Origin of the sequence: Streptomyces sannanensis (assembly GCF_039536205.1) — a bacterium.
Lineage (GTDB): Bacteria > Actinomycetota > Actinomycetes > Streptomycetales > Streptomycetaceae > Streptomyces > Streptomyces sannanensis.
In genome coordinates, this window is the sequence record NZ_BAAAYL010000001.1 from 4,921,346 (window position 1) to 4,938,443 (window position 17,098).

13 protein-coding genes are annotated in these 17,098 nt (G+C 70.1%); 9 read left to right on the forward strand and 4 right to left on the reverse strand.

Features of this window, described 5'->3' with window-relative positions; genetic code table 11:
• Nucleotides 1-18: 18 nt before the first annotated feature.
• The 3 genes from ABD858_RS23105 to ABD858_RS23115 all read right to left on the reverse strand — a co-directional run bounded on the left by ABD858_RS23105 (nucleotide 19) and on the right by ABD858_RS23115 (nucleotide 2,455).
• Nucleotides 19-183, reverse strand: coding sequence for a DUF6191 domain-containing protein (locus tag ABD858_RS23105; protein ID WP_345040725.1), 165 nt, complete (start codon nucleotides 181-183; stop codon nucleotides 19-21).
• A gap of 21 nt (nucleotides 184-204) precedes the next feature.
• Nucleotides 205-1,362: a PQQ-dependent sugar dehydrogenase gene (locus ABD858_RS23110; protein ID WP_345040727.1), complete on the reverse strand. Its 1,158-nt coding sequence runs from the start codon at nucleotides 1,360-1,362 to the stop codon at nucleotides 205-207.
• 97 nt (nucleotides 1,363-1,459) lie between these two features.
• A complete protein-coding gene (locus tag ABD858_RS23115) occupies nucleotides 1,460-2,455 on the reverse strand; it encodes an aldo/keto reductase (protein WP_345040729.1) in 996 nt (331 codons plus the stop codon).
• 85 nt (nucleotides 2,456-2,540) lie between these two features.
• Here ABD858_RS23115 and ABD858_RS23120 point away from each other — a divergent pair, with 85 nt between their 5' ends.
• The 7 genes from ABD858_RS23120 to ABD858_RS23150 all read left to right on the forward strand — a co-directional run bounded on the left by ABD858_RS23120 (nucleotide 2,541) and on the right by ABD858_RS23150 (nucleotide 12,782).
• Entirely contained in the window at nucleotides 2,541-3,479 is a 939-nt protein-coding gene (locus ABD858_RS23120; protein WP_345040730.1) for a 2-hydroxyacid dehydrogenase, read from the forward strand.
• A gap of 254 nt (nucleotides 3,480-3,733) precedes the next feature.
• Nucleotides 3,734-6,544, forward strand: coding sequence for a putative bifunctional diguanylate cyclase/phosphodiesterase (locus ABD858_RS23125; protein WP_345044789.1), 2,811 nt, complete (start codon nucleotides 3,734-3,736; stop codon nucleotides 6,542-6,544).
• A gap of 219 nt (nucleotides 6,545-6,763) precedes the next feature.
• Entirely contained in the window at nucleotides 6,764-8,647 is a 1,884-nt protein-coding gene (locus ABD858_RS23130; RefSeq protein WP_345040732.1) for an acetolactate synthase large subunit, read from the forward strand.
• Between the two features lie 24 nt (nucleotides 8,648-8,671).
• Nucleotides 8,672-9,196 (forward strand): acetolactate synthase small subunit, encoded by a 525-nt coding sequence (ilvN, locus tag ABD858_RS23135; RefSeq protein ID WP_345040735.1) that lies wholly within the window; start codon nucleotides 8,672-8,674, stop codon nucleotides 9,194-9,196.
• An 88-nt stretch (nucleotides 9,197-9,284) separates the two neighbouring features.
• Nucleotides 9,285-10,286, forward strand: coding sequence for a ketol-acid reductoisomerase (gene ilvC, locus ABD858_RS23140; protein ID WP_345040737.1), 1,002 nt, complete (start codon nucleotides 9,285-9,287; stop codon nucleotides 10,284-10,286).
• A 280-nt stretch (nucleotides 10,287-10,566) separates the two neighbouring features.
• A complete protein-coding gene (gene serA, locus ABD858_RS23145; protein ID WP_345040738.1) occupies nucleotides 10,567-12,159 on the forward strand; it encodes a phosphoglycerate dehydrogenase in 1,593 nt (530 codons plus the stop codon).
• A gap of 77 nt (nucleotides 12,160-12,236) precedes the next feature.
• Nucleotides 12,237-12,782, forward strand: coding sequence for a TetR/AcrR family transcriptional regulator (locus ABD858_RS23150; protein ID WP_345040740.1), 546 nt, complete (start codon nucleotides 12,237-12,239; stop codon nucleotides 12,780-12,782).
• Nucleotides 12,783-12,942: 160 nt separating this feature from the next.
• On the opposite strand, the gene ABD858_RS23155 is transcribed toward ABD858_RS23150, so the two are convergent.
• Nucleotides 12,943-14,100 (reverse strand): PucR family transcriptional regulator, encoded by a 1,158-nt coding sequence (locus ABD858_RS23155; protein ID WP_345040742.1) that lies wholly within the window; start codon nucleotides 14,098-14,100, stop codon nucleotides 12,943-12,945.
• Between the two features lie 167 nt (nucleotides 14,101-14,267).
• Between ABD858_RS23155 and ABD858_RS23160 the strand changes: the two genes are divergently transcribed.
• Nucleotides 14,268-15,194 carry a proline dehydrogenase family protein gene (locus ABD858_RS23160; RefSeq protein WP_345040745.1) on the forward strand — a complete coding sequence of 309 codons (927 nt, stop codon included), beginning with the start codon at nucleotides 14,268-14,270 and terminating at the stop codon, nucleotides 15,192-15,194.
• A 252-nt stretch (nucleotides 15,195-15,446) separates the two neighbouring features.
• The gene (gene pruA, locus ABD858_RS23165) at nucleotides 15,447-17,078 is read left to right on the forward strand and encodes an L-glutamate gamma-semialdehyde dehydrogenase (RefSeq protein WP_345040747.1); all 1,632 of its coding nucleotides are present in this window, start codon (nucleotides 15,447-15,449) and stop codon (nucleotides 17,076-17,078) included.
• Nucleotides 17,079-17,098: the final 20 nt, after the last annotated feature.

A 17,098-nucleotide genomic window follows, 5' to 3' on the forward strand; every position in this document is an offset into this window, starting at 1 on the left:
CCGTGCCCGGGGCCAGGTCTACGGGCCCCGGTCCGGGTCGTCGGTGCCGAGGTCGACGCGGGTGAGTTCAAGACGTCTGCGCTCGTCCTCGGTGTGTCTGCGGCCCGGCAGTTCGTGGATGAGGTTGAACAGGATGCCCCCTGCGCTTCGGTGGCTTGCCCCGGCGTAGGCACGTTCCGGCACCGAGCAGGCGTACCGCTCGCGCTACTTCACCTGCAGCAGCAGGATCCGGTCGTCGCCCGGCTTCGGCGTGCCGCGGGTGTCCGTGTTGCTTGTCATCAGCCACATCCGGTCGCCGCCCGCCGCCAGCACCGTGCGCAGCCGGCCGTACTCGCCCTTCAGGAACGCCTGCGGTTCGGCCGCGAGCCCGGCGCCGCGCAGCGGGATGCGCCACAGCCGCTCGCCCCGGAGGCCGGCCATCCAGATGGAGCCCCGGACGTAGGCGATCCCGCTCGGCGAGGCCTCGGCGACGGGCCACACCGCGACCGGGTCCACGTACTCGGGCCGGCCGCCCTTGCCTTCCACCTCGGGCCAGCCGTAGTTCTTGCCGGGCTGGATCAGATTGAGCTCGTCCCACTCGTGCTGGCCGAACTCCGAGGCCCACAGCCGCTTGTCCGCGTCCCAGGAGAGACCCTGCACATTACGGTGCCCGTACGAGTAGACGACCGAGTCGGGATACGGATTGCCGTGCAGCGGCCTGCCGTCCGGGGTCATCCGCAGGATCTTGCCGCCCAGTGACTTCTTGTCCTGAGCGAGGCCAGGGTTGCCGGTCTCGCCGGTGCCGGCGTAGAGCATCCCGTCCGGGCCGAAGGCGATCCGTCCACCGTTGTGGATGACGCCCTTCGGGATGCCCCGCAGGATCGTGTCGGGCGCGCCCAGCTGCTGCCCGGCGGGCTTGCGCTCGTCGTACAGCACGCGCGCGATGCGATTGTCGGACTCGGTGGTGAAGTATGCGTACACCAGATGGTCCGAGGCATAGGTGGGCGGTACGGCCAGGCCCAGCAGTCCGCCCTCGCCACCGGGCGCGACCCCGGGCACGGAGCCCAGCAGGGTCTTCCTGCCGGTCTCCGTGTCGATCCGGGTGATGGTGCCCTGGTCGCGTGAGGAGACCAGCAGATCACCGTCGGGCAGGGCGGCGAGCCCCCAGGGCGAGGCGAGGTCCTTGGTGAGCGTGGAGAGCACCTTCACGGACCCCTTGGCGGGCGCCCCGCTCGGCGAAGCGGTGCTCGCGGGGCCGGAGGCGGCCGGGTTGGGCCGGGAACTCCCGCTGCCCTGGGGCCCCTTGCTCTCCCCGGAGCATCCGGCCAGGAGGAGAAGCGCGGCGGCAGCGGCCAACAGTGCCTTCACAGGCTGATGTTGCACGATCGGATCCCTTCGACGACCGGGGTCGCACGACGGGTCCACTCTTACACTCCGCGGCGCCCGGTGCGACCGTCCTTGGTCCGGAGGGCGGCGCGTCTCAGTCCCATGATCCCCTCGCCGGCGGCAGCGCGGCGATCTCCACCAGGTCCTCCGTTGTCAGCTTCAGCCCCGCCGCGCCTGCGTTCTCCACCGCCCACCGCTCCCGTTTCGCGCCCGGGATCGGCACCACGTGCCGTCCCCGCCCCAGCACCCACGCCAGCGCGACCTGCGCCGGCGTGGCGCCGTGCCGCTCCGCCACCCGGCGCAGCCCTGCGACCACCGGCTGGTTGGCGGCCATCATCTCGGCGGTGAACCGCGGATGCCGCGCGCGTACGTCGTCCGGTTCGAAGCCCTGGCCGGGCGTCAGAGTCCCTGTCAGATAGCCGCCGCCCAGCGGCAGCGCGGCCAGGAAACCGACCCCGCGCGCCTCGCACCACGGCAGCAGCGCGTCCAGTGCCTCCGGCGACCACACGGACAGCTCCGCCTCGACCGCGTTCACCGGGAAGACCTGCTGCACCCGTTCGAGCTGCCGGATCGCTTCGGCGTAGCGGCGCGCCCCCGCGCGCCGCGAGGACCGCGGTCCCACCGCGCAGAATCCCAGCGCCCGCACCTTGCCCGCGGTCACGAGCTCGGCCATCGCGCCCCAGGTCTCCTCGACCGGCACCTCCGGATCCGGGCGGTGCAGCTGGTACAGGTCGATCACCTCGGTCTGCAGCCGCCGCAGCGAGGCGTCGCAGGCCCGGCGCACATAGCCGGGGCGGCCGTTGGCCACCACATGCTGATCCCCGCCCACCAGCAGCCCGCACTTGGTCGACACGAAGGCGTCGCTGCGGCGCTCCTTCAGTACCCGGCCGACCAGCAGCTCATTGGTGAACGGTCCGTACATGTCGGCGGTGTCCAGCAGGTCCGAGCCGGCGTCGAGCGCGGCGTGCACGGTGCGCAGCGAGCGGTCGCCGCGCTGCTGTGAAGCGGTGTAGGCCCAGCTCATCGGCATGCAGCCGAGTCCGATCGCCCCCACCTCGAGGGTTGCCGCACCGATTGTCCTGCGCTCCACCTGCCCGTACCCCTCCCGTTGCCACCCCAAAACTAACCTCATCCGTCCGATCGGCCTCGCATCGGCGTCGCATAGCCTCCTGAACATGACTGCAGATGTGTGGCTGCCGATTCCGGCGGACGAGATCGAGGGGCTCCCCGAGGGGCTGAACTACCGCCTCTGGGACGGCGGCCCCGACTATCCGGCCGACCCGGCCGACTGCGCCTTCTATGTGGTCCCGTACATGAAGGGCACGGAGATCGCGCTCCGCCCGCTGGCCGCGATGACGCGCGTACGGGTCGTGCAGACACTCACCGCGGGCATCGACCATGTGGAGCCGGGCCTCGGACTGCTGCGCCCGGGCGTCGAGCTGTGCAACGCCCGTGGCGTCCACGAGGCCAGCACCGCCGAGCTCGCGCTCGCCCTCGTCCTCGCCTCGTTGCGCGGCATCCCCGACTTCGTGCGCGGCCAGGACGCGGGGGAGTGGCGGGCCGGGTTCCGACCGGCGCTCGCCGACAAGTCCGTGCTCATCGTCGGGTACGGATCGATCGGTGCCGCGATCGAGGACCGGCTCGCGCCCTTCGAGTGCGCGCGGGTGGCACGCGTCGCGCGCTCCGCCCGTACATCGGAGCGCGGTGAAGTGCACGCACTCGCCGATCTTCCGGCGCTGCTTCCCGAGGCCGATGTCGTGGTGATCTCCACCCCGCTCACCCCGGCCACCACCGGCCTGGTGGACGCGGAGTTCCTGGCACGGATGAAGGACGGCGCGCTGCTGGTCAACATCGCCCGCGGCGCGGTGGTCGACACCAAGGCGCTTCTCGCCGAACTGGACGGCGGCCGGCTCACCGCGGCCCTCGACGTCACCGACCCCGAGCCACTGCCTCCGGGCCACCCGCTCTGGCGGGCCCCGGGTGTGCTGATCACCCCGCATGTGGGCGGTCCCACCTCGGCGTTCATGCCGCGCGCGAAGCGTCTGCTGGCCGGTCAGCTGACCCGCTTCGCGGCGGGTGAGCCCCTGGGGAACGTCGTGCTGACGACCGGCTGACGACCGGACGGCGACCGGCGGTGCCGGCACGTGGGGACGCGTGCTGTTGTTACGCAGAGTAGATGAAGTATGTCCCTGAGTGACGAGACTGGTGTATCGTCCCGATCTGGGGGCTGCGCCGCGCGATCGGGTCGGCGCGGCGAGCGATCGGACTGCCGAATCGGATTGCGAGGGGGGCGACGGGCGATGCGTGGCCAATGGGCGAACCGCCGAACGAGCAGACAGGCGCTGCCGGTGCGGTCCGGGGCGGCCCGGTGAGCGCCCCCGGAGCCGTCGTCCCGCGGCGGTCGGCTCCCGGCGGAACCGGTTTGCTTCCCCAGCTGACGCTCGCCCTGATGTGCGCGGGCTATGCCACGGGTGCGGCGTTCGGCTGGGGGACGCGTCAACTGGCGCTCTTCATGGGCGACTTCGGCCTCAGTTTCGCGGCCGCGGCCGCCGCCGGCTCCTGCTTCCTCCACGCCCGCAGATGCGAGGGCGGCTTCCGGCCCGCCTGGCTGCTGTTCGGGATCTCCTCCACGATGGCGGCCGCGGGCAATGCCGTCTGGGGCTGGTACGAAGTGGTGCTGGGCCGCCAGGTGCCCAGCCTCTCCGTGGCGGACTTCTTCTTCCTCTGCTTCGCCCCGCCCGCGATCGTCGGGCTGCTGGTGCTGGCCAAGCGCCCGGTCACCCGGGCCCGCTGGGTGTGCCTCGCACTGGACTCCTGGCTGATCGGCGGCTCGCTGCTGACCCTCTCCTGGAGTCTGGCGCTCGCGCACACCGCGCATGCCGACGGCGAGAGCGTGGCCGGCACCGCGCTCGCCCTCGCCTATCCGCTGCTGGACATCGTGCTGGTCAGCATGGTGCTGGCGCTGCACTTCCGGCGCTCCTCCGGCAACCGCTCGGCGATCAACACCGCCATCGCCGCGCTCGCCCTGACGGTCCTGTGCGACGCGCTGTTCACCTCGCCGCTGCTGCGCGAGAACTACCGCTCGGGCCAGATGCTCGACGCCGGCTGGTTTGCGGGATCCCTGCTGCTCGCGTACGCCCCGTGGGGGGTTCGCCGCACGGCGTACACCGAGCACGACGAGTCCGGCTCCGACACCGACCGCCCCGTCGCCGGATCACTGGCCGCGCTCACGCCGTATCTCGCGGCGGCCGTCTGCACCCTCGGCATCCTCTACAACGTCATCGAGGACCGCAGCGTCGACAGAGTGGTGCTCTTCACCGGCTGCACGGTCGTGCTCGCCCTGGTCGTACGCCAAGGGATCATGCTCCTCGACAACATGAAGCTCACCCATGAACTCGCCCAGCAGGAGAACCACTTCCGCTCCCTGGTGCAGGGCTCCAGCGACGTCATCATGATCGCCGCCCCCAGCGGGGTACTGCGGTACGTCAGCCCCGCCGCCACCGGGGTGTACGGACGGGATGCCGACGAACTCGTCGGGTCCGAGCTCGCGTCCCTCATTCACCCCGGGGACCTGGGGCGCGTGTTCCACGAGGTACGCCGGTTTCTGGCCACCCCACCCGCCGAGGAGCCCACCACCCGGATCGAGTGCCGTTTCAAGTCCGGCAGCGGTGAGTGGCTGAACGTCGAGTCGACCATAAACCGCCACCAGGGCGGGCTGATCTTCAACAGTCGGGACGTGACCGAACGGGTCCGTCTCCAGGCCCAGCTCCAGCACAGCGCCGAGCACGATCCGCTGACCGACCTGCCCAACCGCGCCCTGTTCACCGCGCGCGTCCGGCGGGCCCTCGGCGGGCGGCGCGCCTCCGACCCCGGCACCGCCGTGCTCTTCATCGACCTCGACGGCTTCAAGGCGGTGAACGACACCATCGGCCACCAGGCGGGCGACGAGCTGCTGATCCAGGCGGCCCACCGGCTCGCCGAGTCCGTACGGTCCGGGGACACCGCGGCCCGGCTGGGCGGCGACGAGTTCGCGGCCCTCATCCTCGGCGACGGCAGCCGCGACCGGGCGGCCCGTGAGCGTCAGGTGACCGAGATCGCCGACAGGCTGCGGCAGACCCTCTCCCAGCCGTACCGGATCGGCGAGCACGAGAATGTACGGGTCGCCGCCTCCATCGGTGTCGCCTTCGCCGAGGAGGGCATCAGCCCCACCGACCTGATGCGCAACGCCGACCTCGCGATGTACCGGGCCAAGTCCGCCGGCAAGAACCGGGTCGAGGTGTACGTCCCGCAGTGCGCCGAGGTGGTCCGCAGGCCAGGGACCGCCCGGCTGCGCACCGTCCTGCACGACGGCGATCTCACTCTGCTGCACCAGCCGGTCGTGCACCTTGCCAGTGGCCGGATCTCGGCGGTCGCCGCCCAGGCCCGCTGGAGGTCCGCGCAGGGCATCCTCCTCACCCCCGTCGAATTCCAGCGGTTCGCGGACACGGGCCCGGACGCGGATCACGGCGACCGCGCGGCCGAGCTGGGCCGCCGACTGCTGGAACAGGCGGTCGAGAAGGCCGCCGAGCGCGCCAGGGCAGGGCACCAGGTGCCGGTGGCGATCCGGATGCCGGCCCGCAGGCTGCTGGACCGGGCGCTGCCGCTCGGCTCCGTGGAGGCGCTGCTGTCCCGGCACGGCCTGCCCTCCGGAGCCCTGGTCATCGAGCTGGCCGACAGTGACCCCCGGATCTCCTTCGACGACCTCGAGCGCCGGCTGACCGCACTGCGAAAGCTCGGTGTACGGATCTCGCTGGACGGCTTCGGCAGCGGTTACGCCGCCATCAACGCGCTGCGCCGGCTGCCCGTGGACGTCCTCCGGCTGGACCGGACCCTGGTCGAGGGGGTGGTGGAATCGGCCAGGCTGCACAAGATCACCAGCGGGCTGCTGAGGATCGCCGGCGACCTCGGCCTGGAATCGGTGGCGGACGGCGTGGACGAGCCGGAACAGGTGACCGCGCTGCGTTCCATGGGCTGTACGCACGGCCAGGGCATGGCATTCTCCGAGCCGTTGGACGAGTACCGGCTGCGCCGCTCGCTGATCCACGGGGAGTTCCCCGTTCCCGGCGGGGTCGCCCTGCCGGTGCTTTCCGGCCGTCCCCCGGTCCGCTCAAATAATGAGACTCCCGTCCCACCAACTTGACACGGCACTGGCGGCGGGGGGAGGGTCAGTGCCATGCGCACTCGAATTCTCGTACTTGGAAAGCGCGTCGGCTGAGCAGGGCCCCTCACCCACCCTGCGGACCACACCGGCGCGCTCCCCTCGCTTGCCTCATGGCACGAGGGGTTTTTTGTTGCACGGGCAACCGCCACACAACGCACAATTCCCGCAAAAGACCTCAGCTTTCGAGAAGGAACGCCGATGACCGAGCAGGCCTCCGGGGCCCCGCATCCGCAGCCGCGGCCCCGTTCCGGCGGACAGCAGTCCGTCCACGTTGAGCACGTCACGGGCGCGCAGTCCCTCATCCGCTCCCTCGAGGAGGTTGGGGCCGACACGGTATTCGGGATTCCCGGTGGTGCCATCCTGCCGGCGTACGACCCGCTGATGGACTCCAAGAGGGTCCGCCACATCCTGGTCCGGCACGAGCAGGGCGCCGGGCACGCCGCCACCGGCTACGCCCAGGCCACCGGCAAGGTCGGCGTGTGCATGGCCACCTCGGGCCCGGGTGCCACCAACCTGGTCACCCCGATCGCCGACGCGCACATGGACTCCGTGCCGATGGTCGCGATCACCGGCCAGGTCTCCTCCAAGGCGATCGGCACCGACGCCTTTCAGGAGGCGGACATCGTCGGCATCACCATGCCGATCACCAAGCACAACTTCCTGGTCACCAAGGCCGAGGACATCCCGCGGACGATCGCGGAGGCCTTCCACATCGCCTCCACCGGCCGCCCGGGCCCGGTCCTGGTCGACATCTCCAAGGACGCGCTCCAGGCGCGTACCACCTTCTCCTGGCCGCCGGTCATGGACCTGCCGGGCTACCGGCCGGTCTCCAAGCCGCACGCCAAGCAGATCCGTGAGGCCGCCAAGCTGATCACCCAGGCCAAGCGCCCGGTGTTGTACGTCGGCGGAGGCGTCCTGAAGGCGCACGCCACGGCCGAGCTGAAGGTCCTCGCCGAACTGACGGGCGCCCCCGTCACCACCACCCTGATGGCGCTCGGCGCGTTCCCCGACAGCCACCCGCTGCACGTCGGCATGCCCGGCATGCACGGCGCCGTCACCGCCGTGACCGCGCTGCAGAAGTCCGACCTGATCGTCGCTCTCGGTGCCCGCTTCGACGATCGCGTCACCGGCAAGCTGGACAGCTTCGCCCCGCACGCCAAGATCGTCCACGCCGACATCGACCCGGCCGAGATCGGCAAGAACCGTGCCGCCGACGTGCCGATCGTCGGTGACGCCCGCGAGGTCATCGCCGACCTGGTGCAGGCCGTCCAGGCCGAGCACAACGAGGGCCAGGTCGGCGACTACACCGACTGGTGGAAGGACCTCAACCGCTGGCGCGAGACGTACCCGCTGGGCTACGAGCTCCCCGAGGACGGCAGCCTCTCCCCGCAGCAGGTCATCCAGCGTATCGGCCGGCTCGCCCCGAAGGACACGATCTTCGCCGCGGGCGTCGGCCAGCACCAGATGTGGGCCGCCCACTTCATCGACTACGAGCAGCCGGCCACCTGGCTGAACTCCGGCGGCGCCGGAACGATGGGCTACTCGGTGCCGGCCGCGATGGGCGCCAAGGCCGGTATGCCGGAGCGTACGGTCTGGGCGATCGACGGCGACGGGTGCTTCCAGATGACCAACCAGGAACTGACCACCTGCGCGCTGAACAACATCCCGATCAAGGTCGCGATCATCAACAACGGCGCGCTGGGCATGGTCCGCCAGTGGCAGACCCTCTTCTACAACGAGCGGTACTCCAGCACCGTCCTGCACGCCGAGGAGACGGGCCACGCGGCCACCGGTTCCCAGCTCGGCGCCAGCGCCGTGCCGCGCCACGGCACCCGCGTCCCGGACTTCGTCAAGCTGTCCGAGGCCATGGGCTGTGTCGCGCTGCGCTGCGAGGACCCTGCGGACCTGGACCGGGTCATCGAAGAGGCCAATGCCATCAACGACCGCCCCGTCGTGATCGACTTCATCGTCCACGAGGACGCCATGGTCTGGCCGATGGTCGCGGCAGGCACCTCCAACGACGAGGTCATGGCCGCCCGTGGCGTCCGCCCCGACTTCGGCGACTACAGCGAAGACGACTGAGCGAGTAGGAAGAGACCGCAGAACATGTCCAAGCACACGCTCTCCGTCCTGGTCGAGAACACGCCGGGCATCCTCGCCCGGGTCGCCGCCCTGTTCTCCCGTCGGGGCTTCAACATCGACTCGCTCGCGGTCGGTGTCACCGAGCACCCCGACATCTCCCGCATCACCATCGTGGTCAATGTCGAGGACCTTCCTCTGGAGCAGGTGACCAAGCAGCTCAACAAGCTGGTCAACGTCCTGAAGATCGTCGAGCTGGAGCCCAGCGCCGCAATCCAGCGCGAGCTGGTCCTGGTGAAGGTCCGCGCCGACAACGAGACCCGCTCCCAGATCGTGGAGATCGTCAAGCTGTTCCGCGCCAAGACGGTGGACGTCTCGCCCGAGGCCGTGACCATCGAGGCCACCGGTTCGAGCGACAAGCTCGACGCGATGCTGAAGATGCTCGAGCAGTTCGGCATCAAGGAGCTCGTCCAGTCGGGAACGATCGCCATAGGGCGCGGTGCCCGGTCCATCACGGACCGGTCCCTGCGCGCGCTCGACCGTTCCGCCTGACCCGCTCGTACAGCGAGACCGAAAAACCCCCTCGTCCCTCCCCGCCGTACGGTGGGACGCACCACCAGATCACCAAGGAGAAGTTCCAGTGGCCGAGCTGTTCTACGACGACGATGCCGACCTGTCCATCATCCAGGGCCGCAAGGTCGCGGTCATCGGCTACGGCAGCCAGGGTCACGCCCACGCGCTGTCGCTGCGTGACTCGGGTGTCGATGTCCGCGTCGGTCTGCACGAGGGCTCGAAGTCCAAGGCCAAGGCCGAGGAGCAGGGCCTGCGCGTGGTGACTCCGGCCGAGGCCGCCGCCGAGGCCGACGTCATCATGATCCTCATCCCGGACCCGATCCAGGCCCAGGTCTACGAGGAGTCCATCAAGGGCAACCTGAAGGACGGCGACGCGCTGTTCTTCGCCCACGGCTTCAACGTCCGCTTCGGCTTCATCAAGCCCCCGGCCAACGTGGACGTCGCCCTGGTCGCCCCGAAGGGCCCGGGCCACCTGGTGCGCCGCCAGTACGAGGAGGGCCGCGGCGTTCCGGCGATCGCCGCCGTCGAGCAGGACGCGACCGGCAACGCCTTCGCGCTGGCCCTGTCGTACGCCAAGGCCATCGGCGGCACCCGGGCCGGCGTCATCAAGACGAGCTTCACCGAGGAGACCGAGACCGACCTGTTCGGTGAGCAGGCCGTTCTCTGCGGTGGCGCGTCCGCCCTGGTGAAGGCGGGCTTCGAGACCCTGGTCGAGGCCGGCTACCAGCCGGAGATCGCCTACTTCGAGTGCCTGCACGAGCTGAAGCTGATCGTGGACCTCATGTACGAGGGCGGCCTGGAGAAGATGCGCTGGTCGGTCTCCGAGACCGCCGAGTGGGGCGACTACATCACCGGCCCGCGCGTCATCACCGACGCCACCAAGGCCGAGATGAAGAAGGTCCTCGGCGAGATCCAGGACGGCACCTTCGCCAAGAACTGGATGGACGAGTACCACGGCGGCCTGAAGAAGTACAACGAGTACAAGAAGGCCGACAGCGACCACCTGCTGGAGACCACCGGCAAGGAGCTGCGCAAGCTCATGAGCTGGGTGGACAACGAGGAGGCGTAAGCCTCGGCCGCCAGGGGGCCGGAACACTGTTCCGGCCCCCCGGCGCATCGCCTTTCCCACCCTCACCCGACACCCTGTCCACTCTGTGGAACCAGGGTTGTCCACCCCGTCCAACCACGGACGGGTGATCCTTCCGCCAGGGCGTACTCCGTGCTCTCCGGCCGCACTACACTTCCCAACAACACGCGTCAGGCCCACAGCGTCGTGCGTCTTCCACGCGGCTTAGCCCTTCATCGCCTGCGGCCGTCGGGACGGCCGTCCGCAATCTCAGAGGACTCACGTGAGCTCGAAACCTGTCGTACTCATCGCCGAAGAGCTTTCGCCCGCCACCGTCGACGCGCTCGGACCCGACTTCGAGATCCGCCACTGCAGCGGCGCGGACCGAGCCGAGCTGTTGCCGGCCATCGCCGATGTCGACGCGATCCTCATCCGCTCGGCGACCAGGGTCGACGCCGAGGCGATCGCCGCCGCGAAGAAGCTGAGGGTCGTCGCCCGCGCCGGTGTCGGCCTCGACAACGTCGACGTCTCCGCCGCCACCAAGGCCGGCGTGATGGTCGTCAACGCCCCGACCTCCAACATCGTCACCGCCGCCGAGCTCGCCTGCGGTCTGCTGGTCGCCACCGCGCGCAACATCCCGCAGGCCAACAGCGCGCTGAAGAACGGCGAGTGGAAGCGCTCCAAGTACACCGGCGTCGAGCTCAGCGAGAAGACCCTCGGCGTCGTCGGCCTCGGCCGCATCGGTGTGCTGGTCGCCCAGCGCATGTCCGCCTTCGGCATGAAGATCGTGGCCTACGACCCCTATGTCCAGCCCGCGCGCGCCGCGCAGATGGGCGTCAAGCTGCTCACGCTCGACGAGCTGCTCGAGGTCGCGGACTTCATCACCGTCCACCTCCCCAAGACCCCCGAGACGGTAGGCCTGATCGGCCACGAGGCGCTGCACAAGGTCAAGCCCTCGGTCCGTATCGTCAACGCCGCGCGCGGCGGGATCGTCGACGAGGAAGCGCTGTACTCGGCGATCAAGGAAGGCCGGGTCGCCGGCGCGGGCCTCGACGTGTACGCGAAGGAGCCCTGCACGGACTCCCCGCTGTTCGAGCTGGACCAGGTCGTGTGCACCCCGCACCTCGGCGCCTCCACGGACGAGGCCCAGGAGAAGGCCGGTATCTCGGTCGCCAAGTCGGTGCGCCTCGCGCTCGCCGGTGAGCTGGTGCCGGACGCGGTCAACGTCCAGGGCGGTGTCATCGCCGAGGACGTCAAGCCCGGGCTGCCGCTCGCCGAGAAGCTCGGCCGCATCTTCACCGCGCTGGCCGGCGAGGTCGCGGCCCGGCTCGACGTCGAGGTGTACGGCGAGATCACCCAGCACGACGTCAAGGTGCTCGAACTGTCCGCGCTGAAGGGCGTGTTCGAGGACGTCGTCGACGAGACCGTGTCGTACGTCAACGCGCCGCTGTTCGCCCAGGAGCGCGGTGTCGAGGTCCGGCTCACGACCAGCTCCGAGTCCCCGGACCACCGCAACATGGTCACCGTGCGCGGCACGCTGGCCGACGGCGAGGAGGTCTCGGTCTCCGGCACGCTGGCCGGCCCCAAGCACCTCCAGAAGGTCGTCGCCGTCGGCGACTACGACGTGGATCTGGCGCTCGCCGACCACATGGTGGTGCTGCGCTACGAGGACCGGCCTGGCGTCGTCGGCACGGTCGGCCGGATCCTCGGTGAGGCAGGGCTGAACATCGCGGGCATGCAGGTTGCCCGCTCGGAGGAGGGCGGCGAGGCCCTCGCGGTCCTCACGGTGGACGACACCGTGCCGCCGGCCGTGCTGGCCGAGCTTGGCGAGGCGATCGGCGCGACCTCGGTCCGCTCGGTGAACCTCGCAGGCTGACATCCCGTACCCGCCGCGTACCCGACACATAGACATCCGTATTACACGGGTGTCTATGCGTCGGGTACGCTGCTGTCATGGGACACCGTGAGGATCTGCTCGAAGGCGCCAAGCGCTGCCTGCTGGAGAAGGGCTACGCCCGGACCACCGCCCGCGACATCGTCGCCGCGTCCGGCACCAATCTGGCCTCCATCGGCTACCACTACGGCTCCAAGGAAGCCCTGCTCAACCAGGCGTTCCTCGCCGTGACGGAGGACTGGGCGGATTCGTTGGACCTGCCACCGAAGGGGGACTTCGCCGAGGTCTGGGACCGGGTCATCGCCTCCTTCGGCGCGACGCGCCCGCTGTGGAAGTTGCAGTTCGAGATCGTCGCCCGGCTCGACCAGGACGAGGAACTCCAGAAGGCGCTCGCCGTGCCGCAGGAGGACGCGCGGAACGGGCTGGCCGCGATGTTCCACGGCATCGACCCGGAGGCCGAGCCGGCCAAGGCCCGCGCCGCCGGGCTGGTGGCGCAGGCGCTGCTGGCGGGCGTGATGGTGCAGTACCTGATCGACCCGGAGTCGGCCCCGTCCGGGCAGGAGTTGGCGGACGGGCTGCGCGTGATCGCGGGGGAGCAGGAGTGAGCCGAAGGGGCGCGCCCCTGTCGAAAGGGAGAACGCGCAGAGGTCCCGAGGCGCGAGGGACCGAGCGCGATCGACCCCCGACAGGGGCTGGAGCGCCTCGAAGGCGAACCGAGCCACAACGGGCGTCCCGCCCCGGCAGCGATCGTGGCGTCGCGCCGGCTCAGAGGCGGGACGCCTTCAGCGTCATGTGCAGCAGCAGCCGGTCCTCGCCGTTGTCCAGGTCGAGGCCGGTGAGCTGCTCCACCCGGGAGAGGCGGTAGTAGAGCGTCTGTCGGTGGATGGCCAATTCCGCTGCGGTACGGCCCGCTTGGCCCGCGCAGTCCAGGAACACCTCGGCGGTGCGGGCCAGATCGGTGTGCGCCGGGGCCAACAGCGTGCGGACCGCCGGGTCGTACGTCGCCTCCGCGGGCAGCGCCGTCAGCATCCGGTACGGTCCGATGGCCGCCCACTCGGCGACCGGGCCGAACCGCACGGGCTCCGCGGCCGCGGCCCGTGCGGCCGCGGCCGCCTCCCGCCATGCCTCGGCCGACTCGCCCAGCCCGCGCCTGGGTACCGCGATCCCGGCCGCCACCCGGCCGCCCGCGCTGTCGATGAGCCGCGCCGCGGCCGTGTGCGCGGGCGTCAGCACATCCGTCGCCCGCAGCCGCACCAGCGCGGCCACGCCGGAAACACCCGCCGGCCCCGGCCACGGCAGCGTGCACACCGCCGTCGCGCCCGGGACGGTCCGGACGCCCGGCGGGTCGTCGAGGGGCCAGGGGGCCGTGGCGACCAGCGCGTGGAGGCCCTCCGAAGCCGGGCCGAGGGCCTGGGCCAGCGCGGACACCGCCATGTCGCGCTGCCAGCCGCGTTCCGCGGTGAGCACGGCCTGGAAGGCGTGGGCCACCTCCGCGCCGGCGTGCTCCTCGTCGGCGAGCAGTGCGCCGATCCTGCCCGTCACCTCCATGGCCGAGGCCAGCTGCGCCTCGCTGGGCCCGGGCTCGGTGTCCAGCAGCCAGACGTATCCCAGGACGATGCCCCCGTGCCGTACCGGCAGGCAGATCCGGCCCCGCAGGACCCCGGCGTCCGGCGCCGCGGGGATGCGGACCGGGCCGGTGGCCCGCGTGATGCCGAAGCCTTCGAACCAGTCGCGCACGGCGGCCGTGGACTTCCGGGTGAGGATCGACCGGGTGCGCACCGGGTCCATGGCGAGGTCGTCCTCGCTGTCGTGGGCGCCGAAGGCGATGAGGCCGAAGTCCCGGTTCTCCAGGGTCGCGGGGGCTCCGAGCAGCGCCGAGATCTCGTCGACCAGTTCCTGGTAGTCGCCCTTCACAACGGCCATTCTCGCACCCTCTCAGACATATGTCTGAGATACGGGAAGCGGATGCGTGACAGCTGTCGATGGTTGACGATCGGAGCAGTCCTTAGGTTTCACGGTGGTTCTCCGTGCCGTAACCGGAAGTGTTCCGACGTTGCGCGCACCCGTCTGTTCCTTCCGTGGAGGTGCCCGTGCTGGGTCCCGTGATCCTCGCCGCGTCGCGCAGCGACAGGATGCGCAAAATTGTTTCGGCCGCGCCGGTGACCAAGCCCGTGGTGAACCGGTTCATCCCCGGTGAGACGGTCGACCAGGTGATCCCGATCGTCCGGGACCTCGCGGGCAAGGGCCTCGAGGTCACCCTGGACGTGGTGGGCGAGGACATCACCACCGTCGAGCAGTCCTACACGGCGCGCGACGCCTACCTGGAGCTGATCGCGCACCTCAAGGAGCTCGGCCTGGGCGCCAAGGCCGAGATGTCGGTCAAGCTCTCGATGTTCGGCCAGGCGCTGGACGGCGGCCACGAGCTGGCGCTCGCCAACGTCCGCCCCGTCGTCGAGGCTGCCGCCGCCATCGGCACCACGGTCACCCTGGACGCCGAGGACCACACCACCCTCGACTCGATGTTCGCCATCCACGAGGAGCTGCGGAAGGACTTCCCGCAGACCGGATGCGTCATCCAGGCGTACCTCTTCCGCACCGAGGACGACGCCCGCCGCCTGGCCGCCGCCGGCAGCCGTGTGCGTATCGTCAAGGGCGCCTACAAGGAGCCCGCCGAGGTCGCCTACCAGGACAAGGGCGAGATCGACAAGGCCTACGTCCGCATCCTGAAGATCCTGATGGAGGGCGACGGCTACCCGATGATCGGGTCGCACGACCCGCGCCTGATCTCCATCACCCAGGAGCTCGCCCGCCGCGCAGGGCGCAAGCTGGATGAGTACGAGTTCCAGATGCTGTACGGCATCCGCAGCGAGGAGCACATCCGGCTCGCCGCCGAGGGCCACCGGATGCGCGTCTACACCGCATACGGCACCGACTGGTACGGCTACTTCATGCGCCGTCTCGCGGAGAAGCCGGCCAACCTGCTCTTCTTCGTCCGCTCGATGATCACCAAGAACTGACAAGGGGTGAGCGGCGGTCGTCCCCACCCAGATGCACCCTGGATGACAGCGACCGCCGCTCAGGCCGGCTGAGCCGGACCCTGTCTGGCGCGCGAAAGGAGTTACCAGACCCGTGACTCCGCCCCCGGGAGGGCTTCTCACTCACCGCTACAGCGGACTCGTGATGGTCAAGCCCTGACCGCAGCTCAACATACGCCACCGCTTCAGTTCCTCCTGGCTGGAGCAAGAGATTCACTCGGAAGAGGACGCCCCATGGACGCTGTGACCCAGGTCCCCGCGCCGGTCAACGAGCCGGTCCACTCGTACGCCCCGGGTTCCCCCGAGCGCGCCCGGCTGGAGGCCAAGCTCCAGGAGCTGGCCGACAACCCCATCGACCTTCCGATGACCATCAACGGCGAGAAGCGGATGGGCGGCGGCGAGGCCTTCAAGGTCGTCCAGCCGCACAACCACCAGGCCGTCATCGGTACGTACCGCAACGCCACCCAGCAGGACGCCCAGGACGCCGTCGACGCCGCCCTGGCCGCCGCCCCGGCGTGGCGCGCCATGTCCTTCGACGACCGCGCGGCGATCATCCTGCGCGCCGCCGAGCTGCTGTCCGGCCCCTGGCGCGAGACGCTGGCCGCCTCCACCATGCTCGGCCAGTCGAAGACGGCACAGCAGGCCGAGATCGACACCCCGTGCGAGCTCGTCGACTTCTGGCGCTTCAACGTCGCGTACGCCCGTCAGCTGCTCGCCGAGCAGCCGCCGGCGAACTCCCCGGGTGTGTGGAACCGTCTGGACCACCGCCCGCTGGAGGGCTTCGTCTACGCGATCACGCCGTTCAACTTCACGGCCATCGCCGGCAACCTGCCCACCGCCCCCGCTCTCATGGGCAACGTGGTGGTCTGGAAGCCGTCCCCGACGCAGACGCACGCCGCCGTGCTGCTCATGCAGCTGCTGGAGGAGGCCGGTCTGCCCAAGGGCGTCATCAACCTCGTGACCGGTGACGGCATCGAGGTCTCCAAGGTCGCCCTGCACCACCGCGACCTGGCCGGTATCCACTTCACCGGCTCGACCAAGACCTTCCAGTACCTGTGGAAGACGGTCGGCGAGAACATCGAGAAGTACCGCTCGTACCCGCGTCTGGTCGGCGAGACCGGCGGCAAGGACTTCGTCGTCGCCCACCCGAGCGCCGACCGTGCCGTGCTGAAGACCGCCCTGACCCGTGGCTCGTTCGAGTTCCAGGGCCAGAAGTGTTCCGCCAGCTCCCGTGCGTACATCCCGGCCTCCATCTGGAACTCCGGCTTCAAGGAGGAGTTCGCCGCCGAGGTCGACGCCCTCACCATGGGTGACGTCACCGACCTGTCGAACTTCATGGGCGCCGTCATCGACGAGCGTTCCTTCGCCAAGAACAAGGCCGCCATCGACCGCGCCGCCGCCGACCCGTCCTGCACGATCATCGCGGGCGGCACCTACGACGACTCGAAGGGCTGGTTCGTCCGCCCGACCGTCGTCGAGTGCTCGGACCCGGAGAACGAGGTCTTCACGACCGAGTACTTCGGCCCGTTCCTCGCGGTGCACGTCTACGAGGACGACCAGTACGACGCCATGCTGGAGCAGATGGAGTCGGTGTCCGACTACGCCCTGACCGGTTCGGTCATCGCCAACGACCGTGCCGCGGCCGCGCACACGATGGAGAAGCTCCGCTACGCCGCGGGCAACTTCTACATCAACGACAAGTCGACCGGCGCCGTCGTCGGCCAGCAGCCCTTCGGCGGCGGCCGTGCCTCGGGTACGAACGACAAGGCCGGTGCCCCGCAGAACCTGATGCGCTGGACGCTCACCCGCGCCATCAAGGAGACGCTGGTCCCGCCGACCGACTACCGCTACCCCCACATGGGCTGACGCCCACCGGGCCGCCCTCC